Origin of the sequence: Bradyrhizobium sp. AUGA SZCCT0169, from assembly GCF_018130085.1 — a bacterium.
In the GTDB taxonomy this organism is placed as follows: domain Bacteria; phylum Pseudomonadota; class Alphaproteobacteria; order Rhizobiales; family Xanthobacteraceae; genus Bradyrhizobium.
Window position 1 is genome coordinate 259,334 of the sequence record NZ_JAFCMC010000005.1, and the last position, 22,636, is coordinate 281,969.

Annotated in this window: 27 protein-coding genes; 11 read left to right on the forward strand and 16 right to left on the reverse strand. The window is 63.0% G+C overall.

Annotation, left to right across the window (positions count from 1 at the left end):
- Positions 1 to 22 precede the first annotated feature (22 nt).
- The 3 genes from JQ609_RS08690 to JQ609_RS08700 all read right to left on the reverse strand — a co-directional run bounded on the left by JQ609_RS08690 (position 23) and on the right by JQ609_RS08700 (position 2,048).
- Positions 23 to 292: a DUF6719 family protein gene (locus JQ609_RS08690; RefSeq protein ID WP_212273045.1), complete on the reverse strand. Its 270-nt coding sequence runs from the start codon at positions 290 to 292 to the stop codon at positions 23 to 25.
- Between the two features lie 11 nt (positions 293 to 303).
- Positions 304 to 456: a hypothetical protein gene (locus JQ609_RS08695; RefSeq protein WP_212273046.1), complete on the reverse strand. Its 153-nt coding sequence runs from the start codon at positions 454 to 456 to the stop codon at positions 304 to 306.
- 71 nt (positions 457 to 527) lie between these two features.
- Positions 528 to 2,048: a PLP-dependent aminotransferase family protein gene (locus JQ609_RS08700; protein ID WP_212273048.1), complete on the reverse strand. Its 1,521-nt coding sequence runs from the start codon at positions 2,046 to 2,048 to the stop codon at positions 528 to 530.
- Positions 2,049 to 2,119: 71 nt separating this feature from the next.
- Between JQ609_RS08700 and JQ609_RS08705 the strand changes: the two genes are divergently transcribed.
- Both JQ609_RS08705 and JQ609_RS08710 read left to right on the forward strand, forming a co-directional pair.
- Entirely contained in the window at positions 2,120 to 2,845 is a 726-nt protein-coding gene (locus tag JQ609_RS08705; protein WP_212273049.1) for a pyridoxamine 5'-phosphate oxidase family protein, read from the forward strand.
- Between the two features lie 53 nt (positions 2,846 to 2,898).
- The gene (locus tag JQ609_RS08710) at positions 2,899 to 4,176 is read left to right on the forward strand and encodes an ArgE/DapE family deacylase (RefSeq protein WP_212273051.1); all 1,278 of its coding nucleotides are present in this window, start codon (positions 2,899 to 2,901) and stop codon (positions 4,174 to 4,176) included.
- 65 nt (positions 4,177 to 4,241) lie between these two features.
- On the opposite strand, the gene JQ609_RS08715 is transcribed toward JQ609_RS08710, so the two are convergent.
- Both JQ609_RS08715 and JQ609_RS08720 read right to left on the reverse strand, forming a co-directional pair.
- Complete coding sequence (locus tag JQ609_RS08715) at positions 4,242 to 5,201, reverse strand: hypothetical protein (RefSeq protein ID WP_212273053.1); 960 nt, start codon at positions 5,199 to 5,201, stop codon at positions 4,242 to 4,244.
- A gap of 88 nt (positions 5,202 to 5,289) precedes the next feature.
- A complete protein-coding gene (locus tag JQ609_RS08720; protein WP_212273054.1) occupies positions 5,290 to 6,078 on the reverse strand; it encodes a cobalamin-binding protein in 789 nt (262 codons plus the stop codon).
- 130 nt (positions 6,079 to 6,208) lie between these two features.
- Here JQ609_RS08720 and JQ609_RS08725 point away from each other — a divergent pair, with 130 nt between their 5' ends.
- On the forward strand, positions 6,209 to 6,607 hold the full coding sequence (locus tag JQ609_RS08725) for a PaaI family thioesterase (RefSeq protein WP_212212725.1): 399 nt from the start codon (positions 6,209 to 6,211) through the stop codon (positions 6,605 to 6,607).
- Between the two features lie 9 nt (positions 6,608 to 6,616).
- Here JQ609_RS08725 and JQ609_RS08730 read toward each other — a convergent pair whose 3' ends face one another.
- The 3 genes from JQ609_RS08730 to JQ609_RS08740 form a co-directional block, all read right to left on the reverse strand.
- Entirely contained in the window at positions 6,617 to 7,663 is a 1,047-nt protein-coding gene (locus JQ609_RS08730) for a phenylacetaldoxime dehydratase family protein (RefSeq protein ID WP_212273055.1), read from the reverse strand.
- Positions 7,664 to 7,703: 40 nt separating this feature from the next.
- Positions 7,704 to 8,717, reverse strand: coding sequence for a carbon-nitrogen hydrolase family protein (locus JQ609_RS08735; RefSeq protein ID WP_212212730.1), 1,014 nt, complete (start codon positions 8,715 to 8,717; stop codon positions 7,704 to 7,706).
- 199 nt (positions 8,718 to 8,916) lie between these two features.
- A complete protein-coding gene (locus tag JQ609_RS08740) occupies positions 8,917 to 9,870 on the reverse strand; it encodes a helix-turn-helix domain-containing protein (RefSeq protein ID WP_312014820.1) in 954 nt (317 codons plus the stop codon).
- 232 nt (positions 9,871 to 10,102) lie between these two features.
- Between JQ609_RS08740 and JQ609_RS08745 the strand changes: the two genes are divergently transcribed.
- The gene (locus JQ609_RS08745; RefSeq protein ID WP_212273057.1) at positions 10,103 to 10,735 is read left to right on the forward strand and encodes a GNAT family N-acetyltransferase; all 633 of its coding nucleotides are present in this window, start codon (positions 10,103 to 10,105) and stop codon (positions 10,733 to 10,735) included.
- Positions 10,736 to 10,927: 192 nt separating this feature from the next.
- Here the strand turns inward: JQ609_RS08745 and JQ609_RS08750 are convergent, their stop codons facing one another.
- The 4 genes from JQ609_RS08750 to fabG form a co-directional block, all read right to left on the reverse strand.
- Positions 10,928 to 11,230: a hypothetical protein gene (locus JQ609_RS08750; protein WP_212212739.1), complete on the reverse strand. Its 303-nt coding sequence runs from the start codon at positions 11,228 to 11,230 to the stop codon at positions 10,928 to 10,930.
- An 86-nt stretch (positions 11,231 to 11,316) separates the two neighbouring features.
- Positions 11,317 to 11,499: an antibiotic biosynthesis monooxygenase gene (locus JQ609_RS34970; protein WP_312014821.1), complete on the reverse strand. Its 183-nt coding sequence runs from the start codon at positions 11,497 to 11,499 to the stop codon at positions 11,317 to 11,319.
- 163 nt (positions 11,500 to 11,662) lie between these two features.
- Complete coding sequence (locus JQ609_RS08760) at positions 11,663 to 12,337, reverse strand: DUF2161 domain-containing phosphodiesterase (protein ID WP_212212742.1); 675 nt, start codon at positions 12,335 to 12,337, stop codon at positions 11,663 to 11,665.
- A gap of 146 nt (positions 12,338 to 12,483) precedes the next feature.
- Positions 12,484 to 13,164, reverse strand: coding sequence for a 3-oxoacyl-ACP reductase FabG (gene fabG, locus JQ609_RS08765; RefSeq protein WP_212273058.1), 681 nt, complete (start codon positions 13,162 to 13,164; stop codon positions 12,484 to 12,486).
- A 143-nt stretch (positions 13,165 to 13,307) separates the two neighbouring features.
- On the opposite strand from fabG, the gene JQ609_RS08770 reads away from it, so the two are divergent.
- Complete coding sequence (locus JQ609_RS08770; protein WP_249119535.1) at positions 13,308 to 13,577, forward strand: hypothetical protein; 270 nt, start codon at positions 13,308 to 13,310, stop codon at positions 13,575 to 13,577.
- A 66-nt stretch (positions 13,578 to 13,643) separates the two neighbouring features.
- Here the strand turns inward: JQ609_RS08770 and JQ609_RS08775 are convergent, their stop codons facing one another.
- Complete coding sequence (locus JQ609_RS08775) at positions 13,644 to 14,390, reverse strand: tyrosine-protein phosphatase (RefSeq protein ID WP_212273059.1); 747 nt, start codon at positions 14,388 to 14,390, stop codon at positions 13,644 to 13,646.
- A gap of 119 nt (positions 14,391 to 14,509) precedes the next feature.
- Here JQ609_RS08775 and JQ609_RS08780 point away from each other — a divergent pair, with 119 nt between their 5' ends.
- Complete coding sequence (locus JQ609_RS08780) at positions 14,510 to 14,833, forward strand: MliC family protein (protein ID WP_212212773.1); 324 nt, start codon at positions 14,510 to 14,512, stop codon at positions 14,831 to 14,833.
- A 110-nt stretch (positions 14,834 to 14,943) separates the two neighbouring features.
- Here the strand turns inward: JQ609_RS08780 and JQ609_RS08785 are convergent, their stop codons facing one another.
- Positions 14,944 to 15,141: a DUF2735 domain-containing protein gene (locus JQ609_RS08785; protein ID WP_212212775.1), complete on the reverse strand. Its 198-nt coding sequence runs from the start codon at positions 15,139 to 15,141 to the stop codon at positions 14,944 to 14,946.
- Positions 15,142 to 15,699: 558 nt separating this feature from the next.
- Between JQ609_RS08785 and JQ609_RS08790 the strand changes: the two genes are divergently transcribed.
- The 3 genes from JQ609_RS08790 to JQ609_RS08800 all read left to right on the forward strand — a co-directional run bounded on the left by JQ609_RS08790 (position 15,700) and on the right by JQ609_RS08800 (position 18,329).
- A complete protein-coding gene (locus JQ609_RS08790) occupies positions 15,700 to 16,737 on the forward strand; it encodes a glutamine synthetase beta-grasp domain-containing protein (protein ID WP_212273060.1) in 1,038 nt (345 codons plus the stop codon).
- Positions 16,738 to 16,930: 193 nt separating this feature from the next.
- On the forward strand, positions 16,931 to 17,638 hold the full coding sequence (locus tag JQ609_RS08795; RefSeq protein WP_212273061.1) for a GrlR family regulatory protein: 708 nt from the start codon (positions 16,931 to 16,933) through the stop codon (positions 17,636 to 17,638).
- A 4-nt stretch (positions 17,639 to 17,642) separates the two neighbouring features.
- Positions 17,643 to 18,329 (forward strand): substrate-binding domain-containing protein, encoded by a 687-nt coding sequence (locus JQ609_RS08800; RefSeq protein WP_212273063.1) that lies wholly within the window; start codon positions 17,643 to 17,645, stop codon positions 18,327 to 18,329.
- A gap of 166 nt (positions 18,330 to 18,495) precedes the next feature.
- Here the strand turns inward: JQ609_RS08800 and JQ609_RS08805 are convergent, their stop codons facing one another.
- Positions 18,496 to 18,945 carry a hypothetical protein gene (locus tag JQ609_RS08805; RefSeq protein WP_212273065.1) on the reverse strand — a complete coding sequence of 150 codons (450 nt, stop codon included), beginning with the start codon at positions 18,943 to 18,945 and terminating at the stop codon, positions 18,496 to 18,498.
- 185 nt (positions 18,946 to 19,130) lie between these two features.
- On the opposite strand from JQ609_RS08805, the gene JQ609_RS08810 reads away from it, so the two are divergent.
- Together JQ609_RS08810 and JQ609_RS08815 are read left to right on the forward strand one after the other, a co-directional pair.
- Entirely contained in the window at positions 19,131 to 19,835 is a 705-nt protein-coding gene (locus JQ609_RS08810; RefSeq protein ID WP_212273072.1) for a GrlR family regulatory protein, read from the forward strand.
- 91 nt (positions 19,836 to 19,926) lie between these two features.
- Positions 19,927 to 21,549, forward strand: coding sequence for an ABC-F family ATP-binding cassette domain-containing protein (locus JQ609_RS08815; RefSeq protein WP_212273074.1), 1,623 nt, complete (start codon positions 19,927 to 19,929; stop codon positions 21,547 to 21,549).
- Positions 21,550 to 21,553: 4 nt separating this feature from the next.
- On the opposite strand, the gene JQ609_RS08820 is transcribed toward JQ609_RS08815, so the two are convergent.
- Positions 21,554 to 22,531 carry a glycerophosphodiester phosphodiesterase family protein gene (locus JQ609_RS08820; protein WP_212273076.1) on the reverse strand — a complete coding sequence of 326 codons (978 nt, stop codon included), beginning with the start codon at positions 22,529 to 22,531 and terminating at the stop codon, positions 21,554 to 21,556.
- Positions 22,532 to 22,636: the final 105 nt, after the last annotated feature.

Here is a 22,636-nt window from a genome sequence, read left to right on the forward strand (position 1 = left end):
CGCGGTTTAATGAGCTCAGGCCCTACCGCCGCTGCTTCGTCCCCAGGCGCGGAATGCATTTGCGGGTGCGCAGCACGCCGGATGTGGTCATCTGCGAGCCCGAAACTTCCTTGATCTGTCCGGCAGGACATGTTCCGTCGTCGACGAGGATGCGCTGACCGAGCCGCAGATCGACGATATTCCGCTCGTTGGGGACGACCTGCTGCGCGGCGGCAGGTGAGGCGAGCAGGCACAGGGCAAGGCTGGCGCAAAGTGCAAGAGCCGGGGCCGTCACGGCCTTCGTGATTGCCAAATTGACCTCCCTCACTTGCTCTGGATCTTCAGCCCGTCGGGACCGAGATTGATCTGCACGCCCTCGGGCTGTTTCCTGGCCTGATAGAGATTGTAGCTGAGCACGCCGACGGCAACGACCAGCACACCGATAATCAGGTACATGACGTTGCGATTCGCTGGCATCCGGTGTCTCCATCGTGACGACGATTCAATGCATTTAGCGGATGCGGCGGCGATTCTCCTAGGGCGCTAAGCTAGCGCGCCGATCGGGATCGCGCCGACGCCGGCCTTCGCGATTTTCCGGTTCCGCCGGTGTCCGGCTTGCGGTCGGCCCGCATCGCCACGAGCGATGCCCTGGCCAGCTTTTCGGCCGATGCTTTCAGTTGCGGAAGCGGGTGGCCGGCAAATCCCAGCACAAATCCCGGCAGCGGCCGCGCGCGAGCATAGGTGTCCGCCAGCAGCCAGCCTTCGACGCCGGCCGCGGATTTGGCGTGGGCTGCAACCTGCGCATCGACCGACGGATCGAACCGCGCCACCAGATGCAGGCCCTGCGACGGCACCGGCACGGAGAGGCGGCCCTCCGATGCCGCCGACAGTGTGGAGGCCAGCACGTCGCGGGCCTCGCGGTAGAGGGTGCGCACCCTGCGCAGATTGGCAGCGAACGCGCCAGAATTCAGCATATCCGCGACAGCGCCTTCCAGCAGCGTGCCGGGAAAGCGGTCGAGCGCGGCGCGGGCCGTCGTCACCGGTCCGATCAATCTCTCGGGCAGCGCGCAATAGCCGATGCGCAATCCCGGAAACAGCGTCTTTGAAAACGTGCCCATGTAGATCACGCGCTGCAAATGATCGATGCCGGCAAGCGACAACAACGGCGCGCCGTCATATCTGAACTCGCTGTCGTAATCGTCTTCCAGCACGAAGGCATCGGCGTCCCTGGCCCAATCGAGCAGTTCGAGCCGGCGGCTCATCGACATCTGCACGCCGAGCGGAAACTGGTGCGAGGGTGTCACATAGGCCGCGCGCGCTGACGGCGCTGACGTGCGGCCTTTGGCGACGATCAAGCCTGATGCGTCGACCGGAACCGGGGCCGGGCGGTAGCCGCAATGCTCGATGGCGCGCCGCGCGGCGGGATAGCCGGGGTCTTCGCACCAGACCTGATCGGCCGGCTTGAGAATGGCGCTGAGCACGATCCGCAGGGCGTGCTGGGTTCCCGAGGCCAGCATGATTTGGTCCGGATCGCAGCGCAGCCCGCGGGCCGACAGCAGATGATCGGCGATGGCGGTGCGAAGTTCGCGGCTGCCGCGGGGATCGCCATAATGAAGGTGATCGGTGCCGAAGGCGCGCATCCGCCGCCCGACAAAGGACCGGAAGCGCTGCAGGGCGCGGTCGTCAATATGCGTGCAGCCGAGCGACAGGGTGCCTTGCGGCGGCGTCTCGATGACAATCCTGGCCTTGCCGGCGCCGCTCACCTGCGCCGGGATGCGCGCGGCGACGAAGGTGCCCGAGCCGACCACCGCGACCGCAAAGCCGTCTGATATCAGCCGCTCATAGGCCGTCGTGACCGCGTTGCGGCGAAAACCGGTCTGGCTTGCCAGCGTCCGCGAGGGCGGCAGCGGTTCGCCGGGCTTGACGATGCCGCTGACGATGGCGTGGCAAAGCGCCTGGTAGAGCCGATGCGGCGAGGAGGCCCGCGGCGTCACATGCGGCCCGGAGAGGTCGAGCGGCAGCTCGGTCTTCCGCGGCGGCGCCGGAGAATTGGTCGGAATTTTTCGCATGGAATTGGCACTATCGCAGACCAAATTCGCCGCTACAACTCTCGTCATTGATTGATTTGACAGGAACTGCCGTGACCGAAATCGAAGCCACCAATTCCTATCCCGTGTCGCCGCGCAATCGGGTGAAGCGCCTCCATGAGCGCGGCCGCTACGATCACGCGACGGTCCACGGCCTGCTGGACGCGTCGATGCTGTGTCACGTCTCCTACGTGATCGACGGCCAGCCCTATTGCACACCGACGTTCTTCTGGCGGGAAGGCAGCAGGCTGTACTGGCACGGCAGCAGCGCCAGCCGCATGCTCGAGAACCAGTCGGACGGGCAGAAGGTGTGCCTGACGGTCGCGCATCTCGACAGCCTGGTGCTGGCAAGGTGCGGCTTCAACCATTCGGCCGACTACCGCGCCGTGATGGCGTTCGGTACCGCCTACATCGTCACCGACCCGGACGAGAAAGCGCGCGCGCTTGTCGCGATGGTCGATCGGTTCTTTCCGGACCGCACCGCCTCCTTGCGGCAAAGCACCAAGCAGGAAATCAAGGCGAGCGCCGTCATCGCGATGGAGATCGAGCAGGCGTCGGCCAAGATCCGCACCAAGGGCGTCGCCGACGATGATGAGGACTACGCACTGCCGATCTACGCCGAGCGCATTCCGGTCCGCACCGTGATCGGCGCGCCGGAACCTTGCCCGCGGTTGTTGGACGGCGTCAAACGGCCGCAATCGCTGCGCGCCTATTCGGAAGGCCGTCTGCTCGATGACGCCTTGCGGGAGACCCATCTTCTGCATTACCCCGGGGGCTGAGATCGGGCTAAAGTGCGCGTTCTCGTGACGCAATTCCCGATTGGAGCCGCCGCATGACCACCGATACGCAACAAAGAATCCTAGACGCCGTCGATGCCGGCTTTGATGCGCAGCTTGCGACGACTGCGGATTTTGTCGCGATTCCCTCGACGCGCGGCGCCGAGGGGCCGTGCCAGGACATGATCGGCGACCTCCTGCGCGCCCGCGGCTATGAGGTCGATGACTGGCATATCGACGTCGAGGATTTGAAGGACCTGCGCGGCTTCGGGCCGATCGAGCATGATTTTTCCAAGGCGCGCACGGTGGTCGGCACCTACCGTCCGCCGACCAATGGCGGCAAATCGCTGATCCTGCAGGGGCACTGCGACGTGGTGCCGGCCGGCCCGCTCGACATGTGGGAGACGCCGCCGTTCTCGCCCGTGATCAAGGACGGCAAGATGTATGGCCGCGGCGCCTGCGACATGAAGTCGGGCACCATCGGCGCGCTCTATGCACTGGATGCGATCAAGGCCGCCGGCCTGCGGCCGACCGCGCGGATTCACTTTCAATCCGTGATCGAGGAGGAGTCTACCGGCGTCGGCGGGCTTTCGACGCTGCAGCGCGGCTACCGGGCGGACGCCTGCTTCATTCCCGAGCCGACCAACGGCAAGATGGTGCGCTCGCAGGTCGGCGTGATCTGGTTCCGGCTGAAGGTGCGCGGCATTCCCGTGCATGTGGCGCAAGCAGGTTCCGGCTCGAATGCGATCATGGCGGCCTATCACCTGGTTCATGCGATCGGCAAGCTCGAGGCCGAATGGAACGAGCGCGCCAAGGCCGATCCGCATTTCAAGACACTGACGCATCCCATCAACTTCAATCCCGGCATCATCAAGGGCGGCGACTGGGCCTCCAGCGTGCCGGCGTGGTGCGACGTCGATTGCCGTATTGCCGTGCTGCCGGGCTGGTCGATCAAGGATTGCCAGAAGGAGATCCTGGCCTGCGTCTCCGCGGCCTCGCGCGACCACCGCTTCCTCTCCAACAATCCGCCCGAGGTGCAATGGTCGGGCTTCCTGTCCGAAGGCTATGAGCTGAAGGATGCCGCCGCGCCGGAAGCGGCCTTCGGCAAGGCGTTTGGCGTCGTCTATGGCGGCAAGGTCGAAGACCTCGTCTTCACGGCCCTGACCGATACGCGGTTCTACGGCCTGAACTACAACATCCCGAGCCTGTGCTTCGGCGCCAGCGGCGCGGCGATCCACGGTTTCAATGAATATGTCGATCTGGACTCGTTGCGCAAATCGACCAAGGCCACCGCGCTGTTCATCGCGGAATGGTGCGGGGTGGAGAAGGTGTAACTCTAGATTTTTATTTTGACGCGTTTTCTTCACGCGAACCGGTATTCACTTCGCTCGAAAACGCTCTACGGCTTTGCTTTGAAGCTTTCGACCATCGCTCGGAATTCCGGCAAGGCCTCGTCAAATCGCTCCGGCGGCGCCATGCCCAGCAGGACAAAGGGGCGTCCCCACGGATAGAGCGCAACGACGAGGTAGCGGAGCGGGCGGCCACCAGCGCCTTTGCCCTCTCCAAGATATTCGAAGCCGGCCATGTTCGACGTCGTGAGCGGTCTGGTGCTCAGGATTTTCTGGTCGGTGATTGTTCTCGAGCTGAGAAATTGCTGCTCTCCGAAGCGCTGCTGATCAGAGGGCGCAATGGTGGCTTCGGTCGCGAGACTGACGATGAAGCCGACGTCGTCCAGCTTCCCTTCCGGCGGAGGCGGCGTTTCCTTCAGCAACAGGCCTCTGCCGGCCAGCGGCTTGCGGTAAGCAAAGCGCGCTGCCGGCTCGATCGAGAACGGCAGGGCGGCGATCGGATCGCCCGAGGCCGTCGCATGGATCCGGACGCTGGCAAGCGCGGTGCGGATCACGGCATCCGACAGCTGCTTTGGCGCGGGCTTTGCGATCGAGACGGTCAACATTCCGGTCATGTCGGGGCCGTTGATGACCATCAGCCATTTGTCAAAAACCTGATTGCCGGCGCGCTGCTCCGCACGCACGGTGATCTGCTCGTAGGGCAGCCCCTCGATCGTCTCCGTCGACAGCAGGCGCATGCCGCGCTTGGCCATGGCTTCCGCGGTCAGACCGTTGCGGAACTGTGTGAACGCGACCGGAGGGAATTCCGCCATCAGGATCGATGCATGGTGCGCCTGATCCTGAAAGCCGGTGAATGTGGTGGCGACGACAAAGCCCTTCGGCGGCGCGAGACTGATGCGGCTGCCGGGTGGCGTGACCGGATCGGCAGCGTTTGCGAGGCCGGCGAAGAGGCCGCCGGCCAGAGCCAGGCCGAAAGCAAGATGTCGCTTCGCTGTCGATAGTAGCCACATGCTGCACAACCCTCTCTACGTCACATTCAACGCGATGATTCTGAGACCGTTTGTTTCAGAAGTGTCCGTGTCGGTTCAAAGTCGGCTGTCAACCTTGCTGCGGCCACAACGCCTGCACGATCGCATCGAGCCCGTCCGTCAGCGCGGCCGGGCCCGGCTGCAGGATCAGCGGCGATTTGATCTCGAAAATGCGGTTGTTGCGCACCGCCGGGATGTCGCTCCAGCCCGGCCGTTGCCTGATCCGCTCGGGCACGACCTTCTTGCCGCACCAGGAGGCCAGGATCACGTCGGGCGCGGTGTCGCGCACCGTATCCGCCGAAATGATGCGATCCTTGGCGGCCTGCTGAAACCGCAGCTTTGGCAACACGTCTTCGCCGCCGGCAATCTCGATCAGTTCGGACACCCAGCCGATGCCGCTGATGATGGGATCGTCCCATTCCTCGAAATAGACTTTTGGTTTGGGTGCGGGACGGGGCGTTGCGGCGATGCTGGCGAGGCGCTGCTCAAAGCCGCTTGCGAGCTGATCGGCGCGATCGGCGGCGCCGACCAGCGCGCCGAGGGTGCGGATCACCGCCAAAATGCCGGCGACGTCGCGCTGGTTGAAGACATGGATGGCGACGCCGGCACGCACGAGATCGGCGACGATGTCGGCCTGCAGGTCGGAGAAGGCGAGCACGAGATCCGGCTGCAGCGCCAAAATCTTCGGAATGTCCGCCGAAATGAACGCCGATACCCGCGGCTTCTCGCGGCGTACCTGCGGCGGCCGCACCGCATAGCCGGAGACACCGACGATGCGGTCCTGCTCGCCGAGCAAGTACAGCGTCTCCACGGTCTCTTCGGTGAGGCAGACGATCCGGCGGGGCGGGAACTGGCGCATCGGGACCATATGCAGAATTACCAGCCTCTTGTCACGGCACCATTACCTCAGAGGTCATTGCCTGATTTACCTGGCTCCTTCATGCTTCCTGCGGAATGGCTTGCAAGGAACAAGAAAAACCGGAGGACTCATGACGCTGCTGGAAAAAATCCAATCGATGAAGATGCCGTTTGCGGAATTGAAGGGCGTGACCTTTATCGAGGCCGACAAGGATCGCGTGGTGGCACGGATGCTGGTGCGCCCCGAGCTCTGCACGCTGCGCAGCACCATTCACGGTGGCGCAGTGATGGCGTTTGCGGATTCGGTTGGGGCAGCCGCGACCGTCATCAATCTGCCCGAAGATGCCAAGGGCACCACCACGATCGAGAGCAAGACCAATTTCATCGGCGGCGCCAAGGAAGGCAGCACGGTGATTGCGACCGCGACCCCGGTTCACCGGGGACGGCGCACCCAGGTCTGGCAGACCCGGCTCGAGACCGAGGACGGCAAGCTGGTCGCGATCGTCACCCAGACCCAGATGGTGCTGTAGGCGGGCGCTCTACGCGGCGTCCGCCGGCACGGCGTTCAGCATCCCGGTTCGCGGGTGGCAGTCCAGATATTCAAAGAAGGCTTCGTCGGCCCGCGCCACCGTGACCTCGTGATAGAGCCGCAGCTTCGCGGCAGGACCCAAGGTCGACAGATATTTCATCGCGGCGCCAAAAATCCGGACATGGGTCGGATGCGATTCCGCCCATCGCTCCAGGGCGGCGAGGCTCTTCCACCAGCTCATGCCGTAGGATTTTTCGGTGCGTGCGCCGTCGGGCGCGACCACCGTCATATAGCGGTTGGCGTAACAGCCGATCGAGCGGCCGTCATCGCGCAGGAAGTCCATGCCTTCCCGCAACACCGGCTCGACGTCCTCCAGGTACATCTTGCGTTCGGAGGCTTCGGTATCGCCCCAATCCTGGCCGGATCGGATCAGGCAGACATTGTCTGAAGATATGACCCTGATGCGGGCGCCATCACGGACAGCGGTGTTCGTTCCTGATGGCACCATCTCGCTGGTTTGGGATTTGGGAATGCGATCGCGCATGCCGCCCCAATAGGCGTGCTCCTGAATTTCGCCGCTCATGCCGTCGGCGAGAACCGCGACGCCTTCGGGTCTTCCGAGGGAAGAGAACAGCGTCTCATAGCCTTCCACGGATGGACGCAGCACCTCGATGAACGTGCCTACACCGCCGGCGTTTCGCCGCTCCCCGGTCCAGCCATCGCGCGCCGCCGGGAACCAGCCGTCGAACCTCGTGCGATCGTCCCAATAGGCAACCGTCACGATATTGGAGTAACCGGCTTCGTCGACATAGCGCGCCCGGTCCCAATGCGTCGGGCCGCCATTCTGCCCGAAAGCGGCGACGATCCACGCCAGCGCCTGCTGCGCGGCATCCGACGGCTCGCCACGGGTCTGGACGCCGAAATAGGCCATCACCACCCGCGCCACTTCAGGCTTGTGGCGCGCCACGAACGACGGGTAGGGCGGTGCGTAGTCGTCAGGGACGCGGCGGTGGCGTGTGCGCGCGGTTCGCAGATGTTCGGGGATCGCGGATTCCATGGGTTCGCTCCTCGTCGGCTAGCAGCACCTCTTGAAGCTCTCAGGCCTGAAGCCTGATTTCGCTCATGACCTCGGCGTCGACGGGTAAGGTAAAATGCTCGACGCGGTTGGCGCGGGAGGTGTTGAGCAGCAGCCGCGTGACATCAGGCCGGGAATAGTGTCCGGCGGGATCGGCGGCGTTCTTGGCCACACCGATCATGCCGAGATCGATATCGGCATAGAGAATGCCTTCCTGATCGGGCGGCAGTTTTTCGGCGAGCGAACTGCCGTCCGGCCCATAGATCACGGCGTGGCCGCCACCGGCATGCAGGAACGCGTGCTTCTCGGGGGAGTCGCAGAGCTCGTCGATCATGGCCTGCGAGACCACGGCGCAGGGAGCGAGGACGAAGCATGAGCCCTCGACCGCGTAGATCTTGCTCGCGGCGTTGTTGACCTCATGGCCGAGCGCGTGCGCGAACGGGTCGTACAGCGAGAAGCTCGGCCAGGCGCCGACGTGAACCTGCTCGTTCTGGGCGTACATCGCGTATTTCGACAGCGGCTGCAGATGTTCCCAGCAGCACAAGGCGCCGAGCCGCCCGACATCGGCGCGATCGTGCACGGCAAGGTCGCTGCCGTCGCCTTCGCCGAACACGGTGCGTTCGGCATGGGTCGGCCGCAGCTTGCGGCGCCTGGCGATGGTCTCGCCGTCGGGCCCGATCAGCCATTGCGCGATGTAGAGGCTGCCGCCGGCGCGTTCGGAGAGGCCGAGAACCGCGGTGAGTTTGGCGCGCTTGACGGCGTTGCGGATCTTGTCGGCCTGCGGGCTGTCATAAGCCAGCGAGTTGTCGAAATAGCGCTGCACGAAACCGCGGCCGATCGCCCAGGCGGGCGCGCCGAGCCAGATCTGCCACGGATATCCGGGAATGAAGGTTTCGGGAAACGCGATCAGCTTTGCACCCTGGCTGGCAGCCTGTTCGATCAGCGCGATCGTCTTGTCCACAGTCGCATCGAGATCGAGGAAGACCGGCGCCGCCTGAACCACCGCTACCTTGTACTTCTGGTGCACGAGACCCATCGAAATCATCCTTCTACGTTGGGAGATAAGGCAATCGCTGGGTCGAAAGCCTACCGCCGCCCCTGGCCGTGGCGCTTGTCCGTGGCAGAACGAAAACTTGTCTTAACTTGCAATTGTCAGCCGCAGGGCAGAGAGCCGGGCGCGTCGCCGCAGGCCGGCGTTGTGCCGCCGCGAGAGGTCAGACCGACCGGAGGAGAGCTTATTGCGGCGGGTGCTCGCGCCATTCGCGCGGCGCGGCGCCGTACCTCTGCTTGAATATCCGGCTGAAATGGGCGAGGTCGTTGAAGCCCCACGCGAATGCGATGTCGCTGATGTGCCGGGCCGCATGCGCCGGGTCCGACAGGTCGCGCCTGCATCGCTCCAGGCGTTGCATCTGGACGTAACTGCGGAACGAGTGCTGCTCGTCGGCCATCAGATCGCTGGCATAGCGCGGCGAGATTCCGGTGGCCGCGGCAACCTGCGAGATCGAGAGGTCGGGATCGCTCAGGTGCGTCAGGATGTAATTCCTGAGCCGATAAAGCAGCGCAGAGCGGTGAAACGACTGATCCGACGAACGCGCATGCATCCGATCGGCGAAGGCCATGGCAATGAGATCCAGGCCCTGATCCAGGAGGCGGGATGCTGTGGCGGGATCGACGTGGTCGACGACCTTGCTGGTGCTGATCAGAAACTCGTAGGCCAGGCCTTCCAGGGGACGACTGCTGCAGAAGGTGGTCGCGGTCAGCGCGTCGAACGCGCCGATGCGTTGCTGCAAAAGTTTTCGCGGCATCTGCAGGATCGTCTGTGAAAAACTGTCGTCGAAGCGCAACTCGTAGGGCCGGGTGGTGTCGTAAATGACGAACTGTCCCGCGGAGACGACGGCATCGCGGCCGTCCTGATACACGCCGTTAACGCCGTGGTTGCCCAGCGCCACCAGCACGTAATCCTCGCTGGCGCGTGCGATCCGGGATGGCGTGCGGAACACCCGCTGGGCGCAGGAATCGACGCGGGTAAACGTCGCGCGGCCGACCGCGGATTGCGAGACCGCGCCCCAAAAACCCTCCCGCATATCGGAATGGCAATCGAGACCGACAAAGGTGTCGCAGACGATGTCCTGCCAGACCGCCAGGCGTCGATCCGGAACTGAGGAACTCGTGTCGAGCACGACAGCCACGATGGGACCTCCGGGAACCGGCATAAGTGTGAGGCAAAGACCGGCTCAAATCCAGTGTCTGCAATTAGCTTGCCTGGCGCCGCGACTGGCGTCGATTTGGTTACCGAATTGTTAAGCTAAGAATGTCTTTTTATTAGGCATTTGAAGGGGTTGAACTTCATATTGCGGCGCACAATATAGGAGGTCTAGGGATTCGACGCCTCCTCGAGGGCCACCACGAGGAGTTATGACTATGAACTACCAGACTACCGCTCCGAGCCGCGCCAAGGGTACTATCGCGCGCACCGTTCGGATTCTAAGCCAGCAAGAGGAATTGCCGCTTCTGCGCGATCACCTTTTGCGGCTCGACCGCACCAGCCGCCATGATCGGTTTCATGGCTTCATGGATGACAGCTTCATCGAACGCTACGCCGAAAAATGCGCCAACGACGGCACGGTCATCATCGCCTATTTCGAGGATGGCGTGGTGCGCGGCGCCGCCGAACTGCATCCGCCGGAGCAATCGCCTGACGCACTGCCGGAGATCGCCTTCAGCGTGGAGAGTTCGGTGAGGCGCAAGGGCGTCGGCAGCATCCTGTTCAGGAAGCTGATCGCAGAGGCGCGGGCCAAGGGATACAAGAGCCTGCGGATCACCACCGGTGCGCAGAATGAAGCGATGCGGGCGCTCGCCAACAAGTTTGGCGCACACCTGACGTTCCGCTACGGCGAATCCACCGGCAGCATCGATCTGGCCAAACAAAACCAGCCGGAAGCGGCGCCGTCCGCAATGGTGACGACGCTCGAAGCAGCCCGTGCGATCACGAACTTCAATCGCGCTTATTGGGCCATGATGCTGAGAATGTCCGGCTGGGGCCGGACGGCCTGACCGGAAGGCCAATCGACAGAGCCCCGTTCCGCTTGCATCGGAACGGGGCTCTGTATTTTTGATTTGACGCGTTTTCTTGACGCGAACCGGTGCCCACTTCGCTTGAAAAACGCTTTAGCGGCAACTCGCGGATCTGCTCGATCGCGCGAATTGCCCGGGGGCCTTTAACATTAGGATCTTCAGGAGTGGATGTCAGGTACCGGTGCGCTTGTCGTTACCGAAGCGCCTGATCACCTTGCGCTCGACCACGACCGAGCGCTGAGCGCCTTGCTCACCCGTGATGACGCGGGTGGCGGTCCGCGCAACGGCGCGGCCGGTCTTCTTCACCTCAGCCAGCACTTCTTCGAACGGCAGCCCCATCAGCGCCGCGGCGATTTCCGCCTGCTGCTGCTGATCGTCGGTAATGCCGACGGCGGCGAAGATCGCTTCCTCCAGCGTCGGCGGATCGCGCCGTACGCGCCGGGTGCCGTATTTCGTGTTCCAGTCTTCGCTCATCGGGGCCTCGCATATGATGCGGAGATACCTATGTGCCCTTATGTTGCATTGCAATATGAAATTCGCATGGCATTACAGCCATGCGTCTATAATTTCTCCAGTCTGGTAGCGTCGTACAGTTCGATGGACGTGGCGGCCGCGGCCAGCGACTGCAGCGACTTGACGAAATCGCGCGAGGCGGGGACCGCGAAATGGTTAAGCAGCGCCGCGCGGTCGGCCCATTGCTCGAAAAACACCAGCCGCAGCGGGTTTTCGCAATCGACATGCACGGCGTGCGAGATGCATCCGGGCTCACCGCGCGAACGATGGACGTGCTCGAGGGCTCAGCCGGCGAACCTCGTCGAAACTGTCCTGGCGCGCGGTCACACTGCCGGTAACCACGATCATTTGATCCTCCTTGTGCCGTCGTTCCAGATACCGGCTTGCGCCGAGCTATTCGGCGGCGGTCAGATCCAGCGCGTGTTGCGGCCAGCGCTTGAGCGCGGCGTGTCCGGCATCGGTCAGGACGTAAATGCCGCGCTCGGCGCGATCGAACCAGCCATAGACATTGTGCAGTAGAATCTTGCCGGCGTCCGGCATCTCGATCCGCAAATCCTTCACGCGCCGCGGACCACCCGAAAGCGCCGCAGCGCAGGCCAGCGCCTGTTGGCGATAGGCCGTCATGATCGGCGCGCGCGTAGAGCCGCCCATCGCCGGATCGCCCTTGCGTCGCTCATGCTCCCTGATCAGCCGCGAGCGTTTCTTCGGGTTGCGGCGAGGGGCTGTCGTGGCGGGTTTGACGATCACCTCGACGTCGCCGGTGTTGGTGACCGCGAGCATACCGAAGCCGAGCCTACGACAGAGGTTGCGATAGCGGGCGTCACTTTCGCGGCCCTTGCCGCGTGCCGACAATTTGGCTGCCAGCCACACCTCGTCGCAGGCGCCGGCGCGATCGACCGCCTGCAGGATCAGTTCGAGGTTGAACGTGAGCTTCAGTTCTCCGATCACCACGACAGGCGGATCGTCGCCGCTGAGCGCCACCAGGTCGCAGCCGCCGATCTCGCCCTTGACCGTGAAGCCGAGCTTTTCAAGGAAGCGTTTGACGGGCAGATAAAGCGCGGTTTCCAACGACAGGCTCCGGCGGCAAAAGCGGCCGCGACTCAGTGTCACGAGTTTAGCCCGGATTTGGCCAATTCGCGCGTAAGCGGCTATCTTGCCGGCGGGACAGACAAACGGGCGCGATCCAATGCTGCGCAGGCTTGCAGACTGAGGATTTAAACCCGCCCGCTCACCGGCAGCAGCGCGCCGGTGACGGCGGAGGCGGCGTCGCTGGCGAGGAACAGGATGACGTCGGCCAGTTCCATTGGCCTTACCCATTTACTGAAATCGGCTTTCGGCATGCTGGCGCGATTGGCCGCGGTGTCGATGATCGACGGCAGCACGGCGTTGACCGTGATTTTGCCCTTGTGTTCGGCGGCGAGCGCTTCGGTCAGGCGATGCACGCCGGCCTTGGACGCGGCATAGGCGCCCATGCCGGCGCTCGCCTGCAGCGCGCCAAGCGCGCCGACATTGACGATACGCCCAGTGCCGGACGCGGTCAGATACGGGATCGCCGCGCGCGAGGCGTTGAGCGCGGTCGTTACGTTGAGCGCGTACATGCGCTGCCACGTCTTCGGATCGCCCTCAATGACCGTCTCGAATGCAAAACCGCCGGCGATGTTGATCAGCGCGTCGAGCCTGCCGAAATGCGATGCCGCGGCATCGATGGCCTTTTTCGCTGCCGCCGCATCGGTGAGGTCGACACCGCCGAGTTCGAACTGATTTGATGTCGCCGGTACTTGCGTCGGCGCGTGGTCCACGCTCGCGACTCTGGCGCCGGCCGTCAGCGCCTGGTCAACGACGATGCTGCCGAGTGCACCGAGGGCGCCGGTCACGACAATGACTTTTCCATCCATAATGGGCCTCCGCAATAAGAGCGACAACTATCGTCAGGGTTTTTCATCAGCAATGCGGCGAATTTCACGTCCAAAAAGGCCGAACCGGCGTTGCGGACTACGTAAGAATACGGATCAAGGCCGATCGCTAAAATTTGCGGGAGTTGCGCAAGTCGATTGCAGGTTCCATTCACTACAAGGGGAGTCCAATCCAAGGCAGGGGCATCACGATGGGATCTCTACCCGACCACGGTTTACCGCTTGTTCAGCTTAAGGAGCAGCGGCGGGATCTGGTGGTCGCGCTGCAAAACCGCAACGGTCCGATCAAGGACTGGGAGCTGATGCAGATCGCGGCGATCCAGCAGGCAATCCAGGCATTCGAGGACGTCATCGCCGATCTCGATGCAGAAATGGAAATGGAAGCCGCGGCCTGAACGATCGCAAGACACATTCGCGCGGAAGCACGGCAGGCTCGGATGCGGCGGGGAAGGCCGATTAAATCAGGATTGCAAATAGAGCGCGGCAAGCGCCGCGCGCTCCTTTGCCCCAAGGCCGATGCCGTCGCGCAGGTAAGCTTCGAGGTCGCCATAGTCGGCGTCGATGGCTTCGAACGCAGCGCCCAGGAACGCTGTTTGCACCGAGCCCAGCACCTGCTTGACGTGATCGGGCAGGTCGCTGCTGGCGGCGGGATCCCGGCGGTAGAACTGGTTGGTCAACAGATAATCTTCCGCAATCACCTCGTCGGGGACGCCAAGCGTGTGCAGGATCAGTGCGCAGGCGAAGCCGGTGCGATCCTTGCCGGCGGTGCAATGGATTACCAGGGGCGCGCGATCTTCCAGCAGATGCGCAAACAGCGCGCGGAAGCGCGGCGTGTTCTGCTGCACATAGCTGCGGTAGGAATCGCGCATCACCTCGACGGCGTGGTCGGCCGACAGCTCCGTGCCGCCGGCGGCGATGGCGCGAAGTGCGGCGACCACCGTTGGCTCGACCGGCAGCGAATGCACGGTGATATCGGCGAGGCCACACAGCGCCTCGGCGCGCTCCGTCGTGCCGCGAAAATCGAACGCGCTCTTGACGCCGAGCGAGCGCAAGACCGCAGCGTCATCATCGGTGAGATGGCCGAGATGGTTGGACCGGAATATCTGCCGCCAGCGTACGGTGCGGCCGTCGCGGGTGAGATAGCCGCCGAGGTCGCGGAAATTGCTGGCGCCAGCAAGATTGAGATGACGGGCAGGGGAATCTGACATCGGGCGGCCTTATGGAATTCTTGATGGAATTCTTGGAGAAGCAATTCTTGTGCGGCGCTTGAGCCGGGGTGTGTCGCGTCCTGACCTCTGGTCTATACTCGGGCCGTCTGGAGGAGAATATGAATAATCGCAAGATCGCTGGTTTCGCGGCGGCGCTGTTCCTGGGAACGGTGGTTCTGGGAACGGCGGGCTCGGCCGCGTGGGCACAGGCGACCTTCAAAAACTATCGTTGCGCCGACGGAACGCAATTCATTGCCGGGTTCTTCCGCTACGATTCACGCGCCCACCTGCAGCTCGATGGCAAGGCGGTGACGCTGAAAAAGGGGGTGGCGTTGTCGGGGGCGCGCTATACGGCCCGCGGGATTACCCTGAGAGTCACGAAGGCCGGGCTCACCACGCTCAAGCACGCCAAACGGCCGGTAACGGCGTGCGAGCAGACCTAAAGACAAGGTTTGCATGAAAAAGGGCCGAAACGATTTCGTTCCGACCCTTTTCTACTTCACTGGCCGCGCCTGAACTCTTTGACGCGGATTTGTCGAACGTTGGGCTGGCATCAGTGGTCGCGCCCAGGCTTGGTTTCCTCGATGGCGGCCGCGTGGTACCAGCTGCCGCTGCAATCGGCGATGTCGACCGCCGGCGCGGCCGCGTCGGACTTGGTCTCGCCGTAGCGGCGCCCCGCCAGGGCGGACCGACCCCCGGCTGGGAATTGATAGATCTTGGCAGACCCCTCATTCACACCTGTATTGACCATTTGAGTCTCTCCGTAGGTCGAGCGAACCACCATGGTGCGCCCGACTCGTTCTGTAGTCGTTACTGAAACCGCGATATCGTCTGCGCCTCCGGGAATGCAAGTTGCTCAAAAAAGCGCCGTGAATGTACATTTTGTAGGCACTTGCTGTTTTGCTTCGTGGGAGGCAATGGGCAGATGGCTAACGCTTGGGCCGGCGTGAAGGTTGCCGGCGGCGGCCGCCTTTGGCGTCGCATGGGCAGATCAGCTGCTGCAGCTTTAATCGGGCCGGAAAGCCGGGGGCAAAACTGCTGTAGAATCGGGCTTCAACCGGGGACCAAAGCGCCTTTTGGCCGCCTGGCGCGCATGTCGGGCGCGCTCCTATGCCGCAGCAAAAAATGCACGCGCGACGGTGAGCATCTCGACGCCATCTAATGCCGCGCTGCAGCGATTGGCACTTTAATTGCTTGGTAAGAAGCGGCCTGACGTGGCCGGGTACACGTGTGCGGGGACGGCAGGGGCTTCTAACCTCCAAAGTCCGGGGTTTCCGCACTTTGCAGCACTAAACTCAAGAGAGGCTCAATGACCAAGTACAAGCTCGAGTATATTTGGCTCGACGGATATACGCCGACACCCAGTCTGCGCGGCAAAACACAGATCAAGGAATTCGCTTCGTTCCCAACGCTCGAGCAGCTCCCGCTGTGGGGCTTCGATGGCTCCTCCACGCAGCAGGCCGAAGGCCACAGCTCCGATTGCGTGTTGAAGCCGGTCGCGGTCTACCCCGACGCTGCGCGTGAAAACGGCGCACTCGTGATGTGCGAAGTCATGATGCCTGATGGCAAAACCCCGCACGCGTCGAACAAGCGCGCGACCGTCCTCGACGACGAAGGCGCATGGTTTGGCTTCGAGCAGGAATACTTCTTCTACAAGGATGGTCGTCCGCTCGGCTTCCCGACCGACGGTTATCCGGCGCCGCAGGGCCCGTACTACACCGGCGTCGGCTACAAGAACGTCGGCGACGTCGCCCGCAAGATCGTGGAAGAGCATCTCAATCTCTGCCTCGCTGCCGGTATCAACCACGAAGGCATCAACGCCGAAGTGGCGAAGGGGCAGTGGGAATTCCAGATCTTCGGCAAGGGCTCCAAGAAGGCGGCCGACGAAATGTGGATCGCCCGCTACTTGATGCTGCGCCTCACCGAGAGCTACGGCATCGACATCGAATTCCACTGCAAGCCGCTCGGCGACACCGACTGGAACGGCTCCGGCATGCACGCCAACTTCTCGACGAGCTACATGCGCGAAGTCGGCGGCAGGGAGTATTTCGAGAAGCTGATGGCGGCCTTTGAGAAGAATCTCATGGACCACATCGCCGTCTACGGGCCTGACAACGACAAGCGCCTGACCGGCAAGCACGAGACCGCGCCCTGGAACAAGTTCAGCTATGGCGTGGCCGACCGCGGTGCTTCGATCCGCGTTCCGCATTCCTTCGTGAACAACGGCTACAAGGGCTATCTGGAAGACCGTCGTCCGAACTCGCAAGGCGACCCCTACCAGATCGCTTCCCAGATCCTGAAGACGATCTCCGAGGTTCCGACCTCGGCCAAGTCGGCCGCGGCCTAAGCGACACTGCATACCCGGACGGGGCCGTCCGGCTCGCTACCCTGATCCGCCAAAGCGAGACCGCTTTGGCGGATCATTGCGTTGCGATGACCTTGCCTCAAATGTATCGATTCAAGCCCTTTGCCCGATTCAAGCCGTTCCCCTGCGTTATGAACCGCGCTAGATACGGATGCGCTTGCCGGGGACACGGCCATTGCTCGAGGGTTTCTACAAGATCCGGTTTCAGCTCAACGACGCGGTCGGCCGCAGCGTGATGTATGTGCGCGCCGGCAAGATGCTCGGCGGCAATTCCGCCTTTGCTCATATCGGCACTTATCAGGAAGAAGCCGGCGGCGAGCTTGTCATCGAGATCAAGACCGTTCGCCATAATCCCGACCCGAATTACCGCGCGATGGCCGGCACCGACGACGCGACCTTGCTGGCGCGGGGCAAGCCGGACGGCAAACTCTACCGGTTTGAAGGCGGCCTCAAGGAATTGCCGGGTGCGAAATTCAGCTCGGTCATGACGCCGATCGGGGAGGAGGAGATCCCGATCGCCGGAGGCGTCGGCCAGGATGGTATCGTCAATGGCCTCTATTCCATTCACATCCGCATGCTCGACGGCGTCGACGGCGGCCTGACCGGCGTGATGTTGCTCAATGATGGCCGCATCCTCGGCGGCGATGCGTCGTTCTACTACATCGGCAGCTACACCTCCGAGAAGGGCCGCTGGAAAGGCCAGATCCTCAATCAGGAGCACACGCCAGCGAGAGGCGAGAACCCGGTGTTCGGCGGGCACGAGGTCGGCATCGGCTTTGCCGGTACTTGCGACGACCAGGGCGCGCTGCTCGAGGCCACCGCGCTTGCGGGCAAGCGTAGCCTGCGGCTGACAGCCGTGCTCAAGCTGATGCATCGGGCGTAACGCCATGGACAATGCCGTGCGCGTGCTCTCGACACTGGCGCTGAAGGGCGCGGTTCACAATCTGGCTGGGGATTATCAGGCAGCCGGCGGTGTGCGCATCGATGCCGATTTTGCGCCGACGCTGGCGCTGCTGGATCGCCTGCGCGGCGGCGAGGGCGCAGACATCGTGATCCTGACCCGCGAGGGGCTCGACGACATGGTCCGCGAAGGTCGCGTGGTGGCGGATAGCTGCGTGGATCTCGCGCGATCCTATGTCGGCCTCGCGGTGAAGGCGGGCTTTTCCCATCCCGACATCGCAACCGAGCCCGCGCTGCGCGCGGCGCTGCTTGCCGCCCGTTCGGTGGCCTATTCGCGGATCGGCGCCAGCGGCATTCTGTTCGCCCAGTTGATCGAGCGCCTGGGCATTGCGTCCGAGATCAATGCGAAAGCCTGCATCATCCCGTCGGGCTTTACCGCCGAACGGCTGGTGGCGGGGGAGGCGGATCTGGCCGTGCAGCAGATCAGCGAGTTGAAGCAGGTCGGGGGTATCGAGGTCATCGGCCCCATTCCTCGCGAGCTGCAAACGCCCGCGGTGTTATCCGCCGGCCGCGTGGCGGCCTCTGCCAAGGCTGCTCAATCGGATCGGCTGTTGCGGTTTCTTGCATCGCGCGAGGTTGCGCCAGTGCTGCGCGAGAGCGGGCTCGAGCCTTGAATTTGCGAGCTTTGAATTTGCCTGCCGGTCGACGCAACCTGCCGCCCCATGAGAAAGCTGTTTTACGGGGTCGCGGTTGCGATGGGTGTGTCGATGTTGCCCGTTCTGGCGCGCGCAATCGGCCGACCTCGTGCTCTGCGACCGGGTCGCCGCTGAGGAGGGCGGACTACTTCATGTAATAGCTGATGTAGTATCGCGCCCGCTGATAGGTCAGTTCGAGATATCCGGGATAATCTTTTGCCGCCAGCTCGACGGCGCGCTTGTAGCGTGCGCCGAACTCGCCCTTGATCTTGTCGAAGTAGCCAAAACAGGCATCGTCGAATCTCACCGCGGCAATGATGGCCTGCTTCACTTCCGCTTCATCCATACCGGGATGGGTGAGTTGCAAGCGGTCGAAGGTCAGACCGTCTTCGGGATGATCGTGCTCGAATTTGACCTCGATCGAATTCTCCGCCGGCCGCGACCGGAACACGTCACGCACGTTCGGCGGCATCGCCCGCCACGCGAGCAAGTCGAGCTTGGAGCACTCCCGCCACAGCAAATACGCCGCGTCCTTCAGCGGCAGCTCACTGGCCTCGGCGATGGTTCGGGCAATGGTCTCTTCATCTTCGGTCATCGGTATCACCGCAATGGAAATCGCCCATTGGTCGGCTGCTGCGGCCAGCCGGTTCACGACGGCGGTGCCGGCTGCGTGAGGTATGACACGGAACGCCCAAGACCTGCGCTAAAACGACCGCTGGTACTGGTTCCCCGCCGGTGCTATGCCCCCGCGAGATGATGCAATGAAGCAGGAAATTTGCTTTGCTGGACGGGCTTTACAAGGCTGAGTACGGCGTGAACGATGCGTTCGGTCGCAGCATCATGTGCATGCATGAGGGCAAGCTGCTGGGCGGCAATTCCGCCTTCGCGCACCTGGGGAGCTACCAGGAAAACGGCGATGAGATTCTCGGCGAGGTCATCACCCAACGTCATAATGAGGACCCACATTACAAGCCGCTGATGGACACCGACGTCGCCGCGATCAGTGTGCGGGGAACGACGGACGGCACCAATATCCGCTTCGAAGGCAGCGCCGCGCCCCGGCCGGGAGCACTGTTCTGGGCCAATCTCACCCGGCTCGATGACGAGGCATTGCCGCCGGTCGGCGAAGTCGGATCGGGCGGCATTGTGAACGGGCTCTATTCGATTCACATCCGCGCGCTCGACGGCGTCGATGCCGGGTTGTCCGGCGTCATGCTGCTGATGAACGGTCGCATCCTCGGCGGCGACGCGTTCTTCTATTACCTCGGTTCCTACAGCTCCGCCGATGGCCGCTGGAAAGGCGAGATACTCAACCAGGAGCACACACCGGCAAAGGGCGAAAATCTGGTGTTTGGCGGCTATGAGGTCGGCATCGGCTTTTCCGGCACGTGCGACGGCGAGGGCGCGGAACTCGAAGGCATCGCGCTCGCTGGAAAGCGCAGCCTGCGGCTGGCCGCCACCTTGAAGCTGATGCGGGCGGCCTAGAAAAACGCGATTGGCCCGCGCCTCGGATTAGGCTTTCCCCAACGCGCTACATAGAATAAGAGCGGCCAGCAATTTCCATGTTTGGGTAACAATGATCCGTCTCGATAACGTCTCGAAGCAAGTCGGCCACCAGATCCTCTTCATCGAAGCTTCGGCAGCCCTGCAAAAGGGCGAGAAGATCGGCCTTGTCGGCCCGAACGGGGCTGGAAAGACCACGCTTTTCCGGATGATCTCAGGTCAGGAACTGCCCGACGAGGGCCAGGTGTCGCTCGATCGCGGCATTACCATCGGCTATTTCAGCCAGGATGTCGGCGAGATGGCAGGCCGCAGCGCGGTTGCCGAGGTGATGGATGGCGCCGGCCCCGTCAGCGTCGTGGCGGCCGAGCTTCGGGCGCTTGAAGGCGCGATGGCCGATCCGGATCAGGCGGATGAGATGGAAGACATCATCGCGCGCTATGGCGAGGTGCAGCACCGCTTCGAGGAGCTCGACGGCTATGCACTCGACGGCCGGGCCCGCGAGGCGCTTTCGGGCCTCGGGTTCAGCCAGGAAATGATGGATGGCGACGTCGGCGCGCTGTCGGGCGGCTGGAAGATGCGCGTCGCGCTGGCGCGCATTCTATTGATGCGGCCGGATGTGATGCTGCTGGACGAACCGAGCAACCATCTCGATCTGGAAAGCCTGATCTGGCTGGAGCAGTTTTTGCGCGGCTATGAAGGCGCGCTGTTGATGACCTCGCATGACCGCGAGTTCATCAACCGCATCATCAACAAGGTGGTCGAGATCGACGGCGGCACGCTGACGACTTTTTCCGGCAACTATGAATTCTACGAACAGCAGCGTGCGCTCAACGAGAAGCAGCAGCAGGCCCAGTTCGAGCGCCAGCAGGCGATGCTGGCAAAAGAGATAAAATTCATCGAGCGTTTCAAGGCGCGTGCCTCGCACGCCGCGCAGGTGCAGAGCCGCGTGAAGAAGCTGGACAAGATCGAGCGCGTCGAGCCGCCGAAGCGGCGCCAGACGGTCGCGTTCGACTTCCTGCCGGCGCCGCGTTCCGGCGAGGACGTCGTCAGCCTGAAGAACGTCCACAAGGGTTATGGCAGCCGCAGCATCTATGAAGGCCTCGACTTCATGATCCGCCGCCGCGAGCGCTGGTGCGTGATGGGCATCAACGGCGCCGGCAAGTCGACGTTGCTGAAACTGGTGGCGGGCTCGACCGAGCCTGATGACGGCACCGTCGTGGTCGGCGGTAGCGTCAAGATGGGTTATTTCGCCCAGCACGCGATGGATTTGCTCGACGGCGAACGCACCGTGTTCCAGTGGCTGGAAGATTGCTTCCCGCAGGCAGGCCAGGGCTCATTGCGTGCGCTGGCCGGCTGCTTCGGGTTTTCCGGCGACGATGTCGAGAAAAAATGCCGGGTGCTGTCGGGCGGCGAGAAGGCGCGGCTGGTGATGGCGCAGATGCTGTTCGACCCGCCGAACTTTCTGGTGCTGGACGAGCCGACCAACCATCTGGATCTCGCGACCAAGGAAATGCTGATCAACGCGCTCTCCGAATTCGAGGGCACCATGCTGTTTGTCTCGCATGATCGCCACTTCCTGGCGGCGCTTTCCAACCGCGTGCTGGAATTGACGCCCGAGGGCATCCACCAGTTCGGCGGCGGCTATACGGAATACGTCGCGCGCACCGGCCACGAGGCACCGGGCCTGCGCAGCTGATGCGCTATCTCCGTCGCACCAGCGGGGCGATTGTTTCGATTTCGTTGGTCCAGATGCCGCCGGAGTATTTTTCGGGCAGCCGTTGCAAGAGTTCCGGCGTGTCGATGCCGGACGAAAACTCGCCGCCGCTGTAGGGGCCGAGCACGAAGACCGCGCTGTTCGCCGCGTCCATGCGGTTGAGGAATCGGTCCGGCCAGCCCCACAGCCACGGCGCGACATTGATCGGCACCAGAACCATCGCATTTGCGCACGCCCGCGGTACCATGCCGGTCCAGCCATACCCGATGTAGCTGACAAGACAGCTCTTGATGGCCGCGCGTGAAATCGTCCTGATGTCCGGCACCAGTCGCCGGACCGCTTCGATCGGCTCGTCGCCGCCATAGACCATGATGAGGCGGCGGCGCTCGGCGGGGAGGGCTCCCAGCACGCCGGCCAGCTTCTCGCCTTCGGACCGATCGCGGCTTTTGACGTTGATCAGCAACCGCTTGTCCGGGAAGGTCGCGAGCGTCTCGCCCAGCGTCGGCATCTGGCCGATGCCCTTGCCGCGGAATGGGAACGTCTTGCCGTTGTCGGCCGTGTATCCGTAACCGATGTCGCGCAATTTCAGTTCGGCCATCGCATGCTCGCGGGTAACCCCGCGTCCATCCGTGCGGCAGTCGAGCGTCCAGTCATGAAATACCGCAAACTCGCCATCGGTTGTCGGATGGACATCAATCTCGACGATATCGGCGCCGGCCGCAAACCCTGATCGCATCGAACGAATGGTATTTTCCAGATAGTCGTGCGTCGGCGGCAACATCCGTGCCGCCGTGCAGGTGTCGTTCTTCAAATCGCGTTCGTCGAAGCGCTGCGCCACGCCTCGATGTGCGAGAAGGACGGGAGGGCCTTCGCGATGCGCGGTCAGCAGATTGGTGTTGTTGATGGTGATGCAAGCGGCGATTGTAGCGATTGCTGCGGCGACGTACTTTATTTTCCTGCCCAATATCACACCTCTTTTGAGATGTGCTGCTAAGCAGTATTTCTGTTCGATTTGCGGCGGCGGCAAGCGACAGGACCAGCCAAACGCATTGGAGGCACGCGTGCACGC

What these genes read in the sequence shown, in the direction of transcription:
- JQ609_RS08695 (WP_212273046.1), bottom strand. Translation starts at nt 456, where the DNA reads ATGCCAGCGAATCGCAACGTCATGTACCTGATTATCGGTGTGCTGGTC.
- JQ609_RS08735 (WP_212212730.1), bottom strand. Translation starts at nt 8,717, where the DNA reads ATGGGTCTCGTGCACCAGAAGTACAAGGTAGCGGTGGTTCAGGCGGCG.
- fabG (WP_212273058.1), bottom strand. Translation starts at nt 13,164, where the DNA reads ATGGATGGAAAAGTCATTGTCGTGACCGGCGCCCTCGGTGCACTCGGC.
- JQ609_RS08785 (WP_212212775.1), bottom strand. Translation starts at nt 15,141, where the DNA reads ATGGTCAATACAGGTGTGAATGAGGGGTCTGCCAAGATCTATCAATTC.
- JQ609_RS08750 (WP_212212739.1), bottom strand. Translation starts at nt 11,230, where the DNA reads ATGAGCGAAGACTGGAACACGAAATACGGCACCCGGCGCGTACGGCGC.
- JQ609_RS08790 (WP_212273060.1), top strand. Translation starts at nt 15,700, where the DNA reads ATGACCAAGTACAAGCTCGAGTATATTTGGCTCGACGGATATACGCCG.
- JQ609_RS08815 (WP_212273074.1), top strand. Translation starts at nt 19,927, where the DNA reads ATGATCCGTCTCGATAACGTCTCGAAGCAAGTCGGCCACCAGATCCTC.
- JQ609_RS08775 (WP_212273059.1), bottom strand. Translation starts at nt 14,390, where the DNA reads ATGTCAGATTCCCCTGCCCGTCATCTCAATCTTGCTGGCGCCAGCAAT.
- JQ609_RS08730 (WP_212273055.1), bottom strand. Translation starts at nt 7,663, where the DNA reads ATGGAATCCGCGATCCCCGAACATCTGCGAACCGCGCGCACACGCCAC.
- JQ609_RS08780 (WP_212212773.1), top strand. Translation starts at nt 14,510, where the DNA reads ATGAATAATCGCAAGATCGCTGGTTTCGCGGCGGCGCTGTTCCTGGGA.
- JQ609_RS08710 (WP_212273051.1), top strand. Translation starts at nt 2,899, where the DNA reads ATGACCACCGATACGCAACAAAGAATCCTAGACGCCGTCGATGCCGGC.
- JQ609_RS08725 (WP_212212725.1), top strand. Translation starts at nt 6,209, where the DNA reads ATGACGCTGCTGGAAAAAATCCAATCGATGAAGATGCCGTTTGCGGAA.
- JQ609_RS08715 (WP_212273053.1), bottom strand. Translation starts at nt 5,201, where the DNA reads ATGTGGCTACTATCGACAGCGAAGCGACATCTTGCTTTCGGCCTGGCT.
- JQ609_RS08720 (WP_212273054.1), bottom strand. Translation starts at nt 6,078, where the DNA reads ATGCGCCAGTTCCCGCCCCGCCGGATCGTCTGCCTCACCGAAGAGACC.
- JQ609_RS08805 (WP_212273065.1), bottom strand. Translation starts at nt 18,945, where the DNA reads ATGACCGAAGATGAAGAGACCATTGCCCGAACCATCGCCGAGGCCAGT.
- JQ609_RS08745 (WP_212273057.1), top strand. Translation starts at nt 10,103, where the DNA reads ATGAACTACCAGACTACCGCTCCGAGCCGCGCCAAGGGTACTATCGCG.
- JQ609_RS08800 (WP_212273063.1), top strand. Translation starts at nt 17,643, where the DNA reads ATGGACAATGCCGTGCGCGTGCTCTCGACACTGGCGCTGAAGGGCGCG.
- JQ609_RS08700 (WP_212273048.1), bottom strand. Translation starts at nt 2,048, where the DNA reads ATGCGAAAAATTCCGACCAATTCTCCGGCGCCGCCGCGGAAGACCGAG.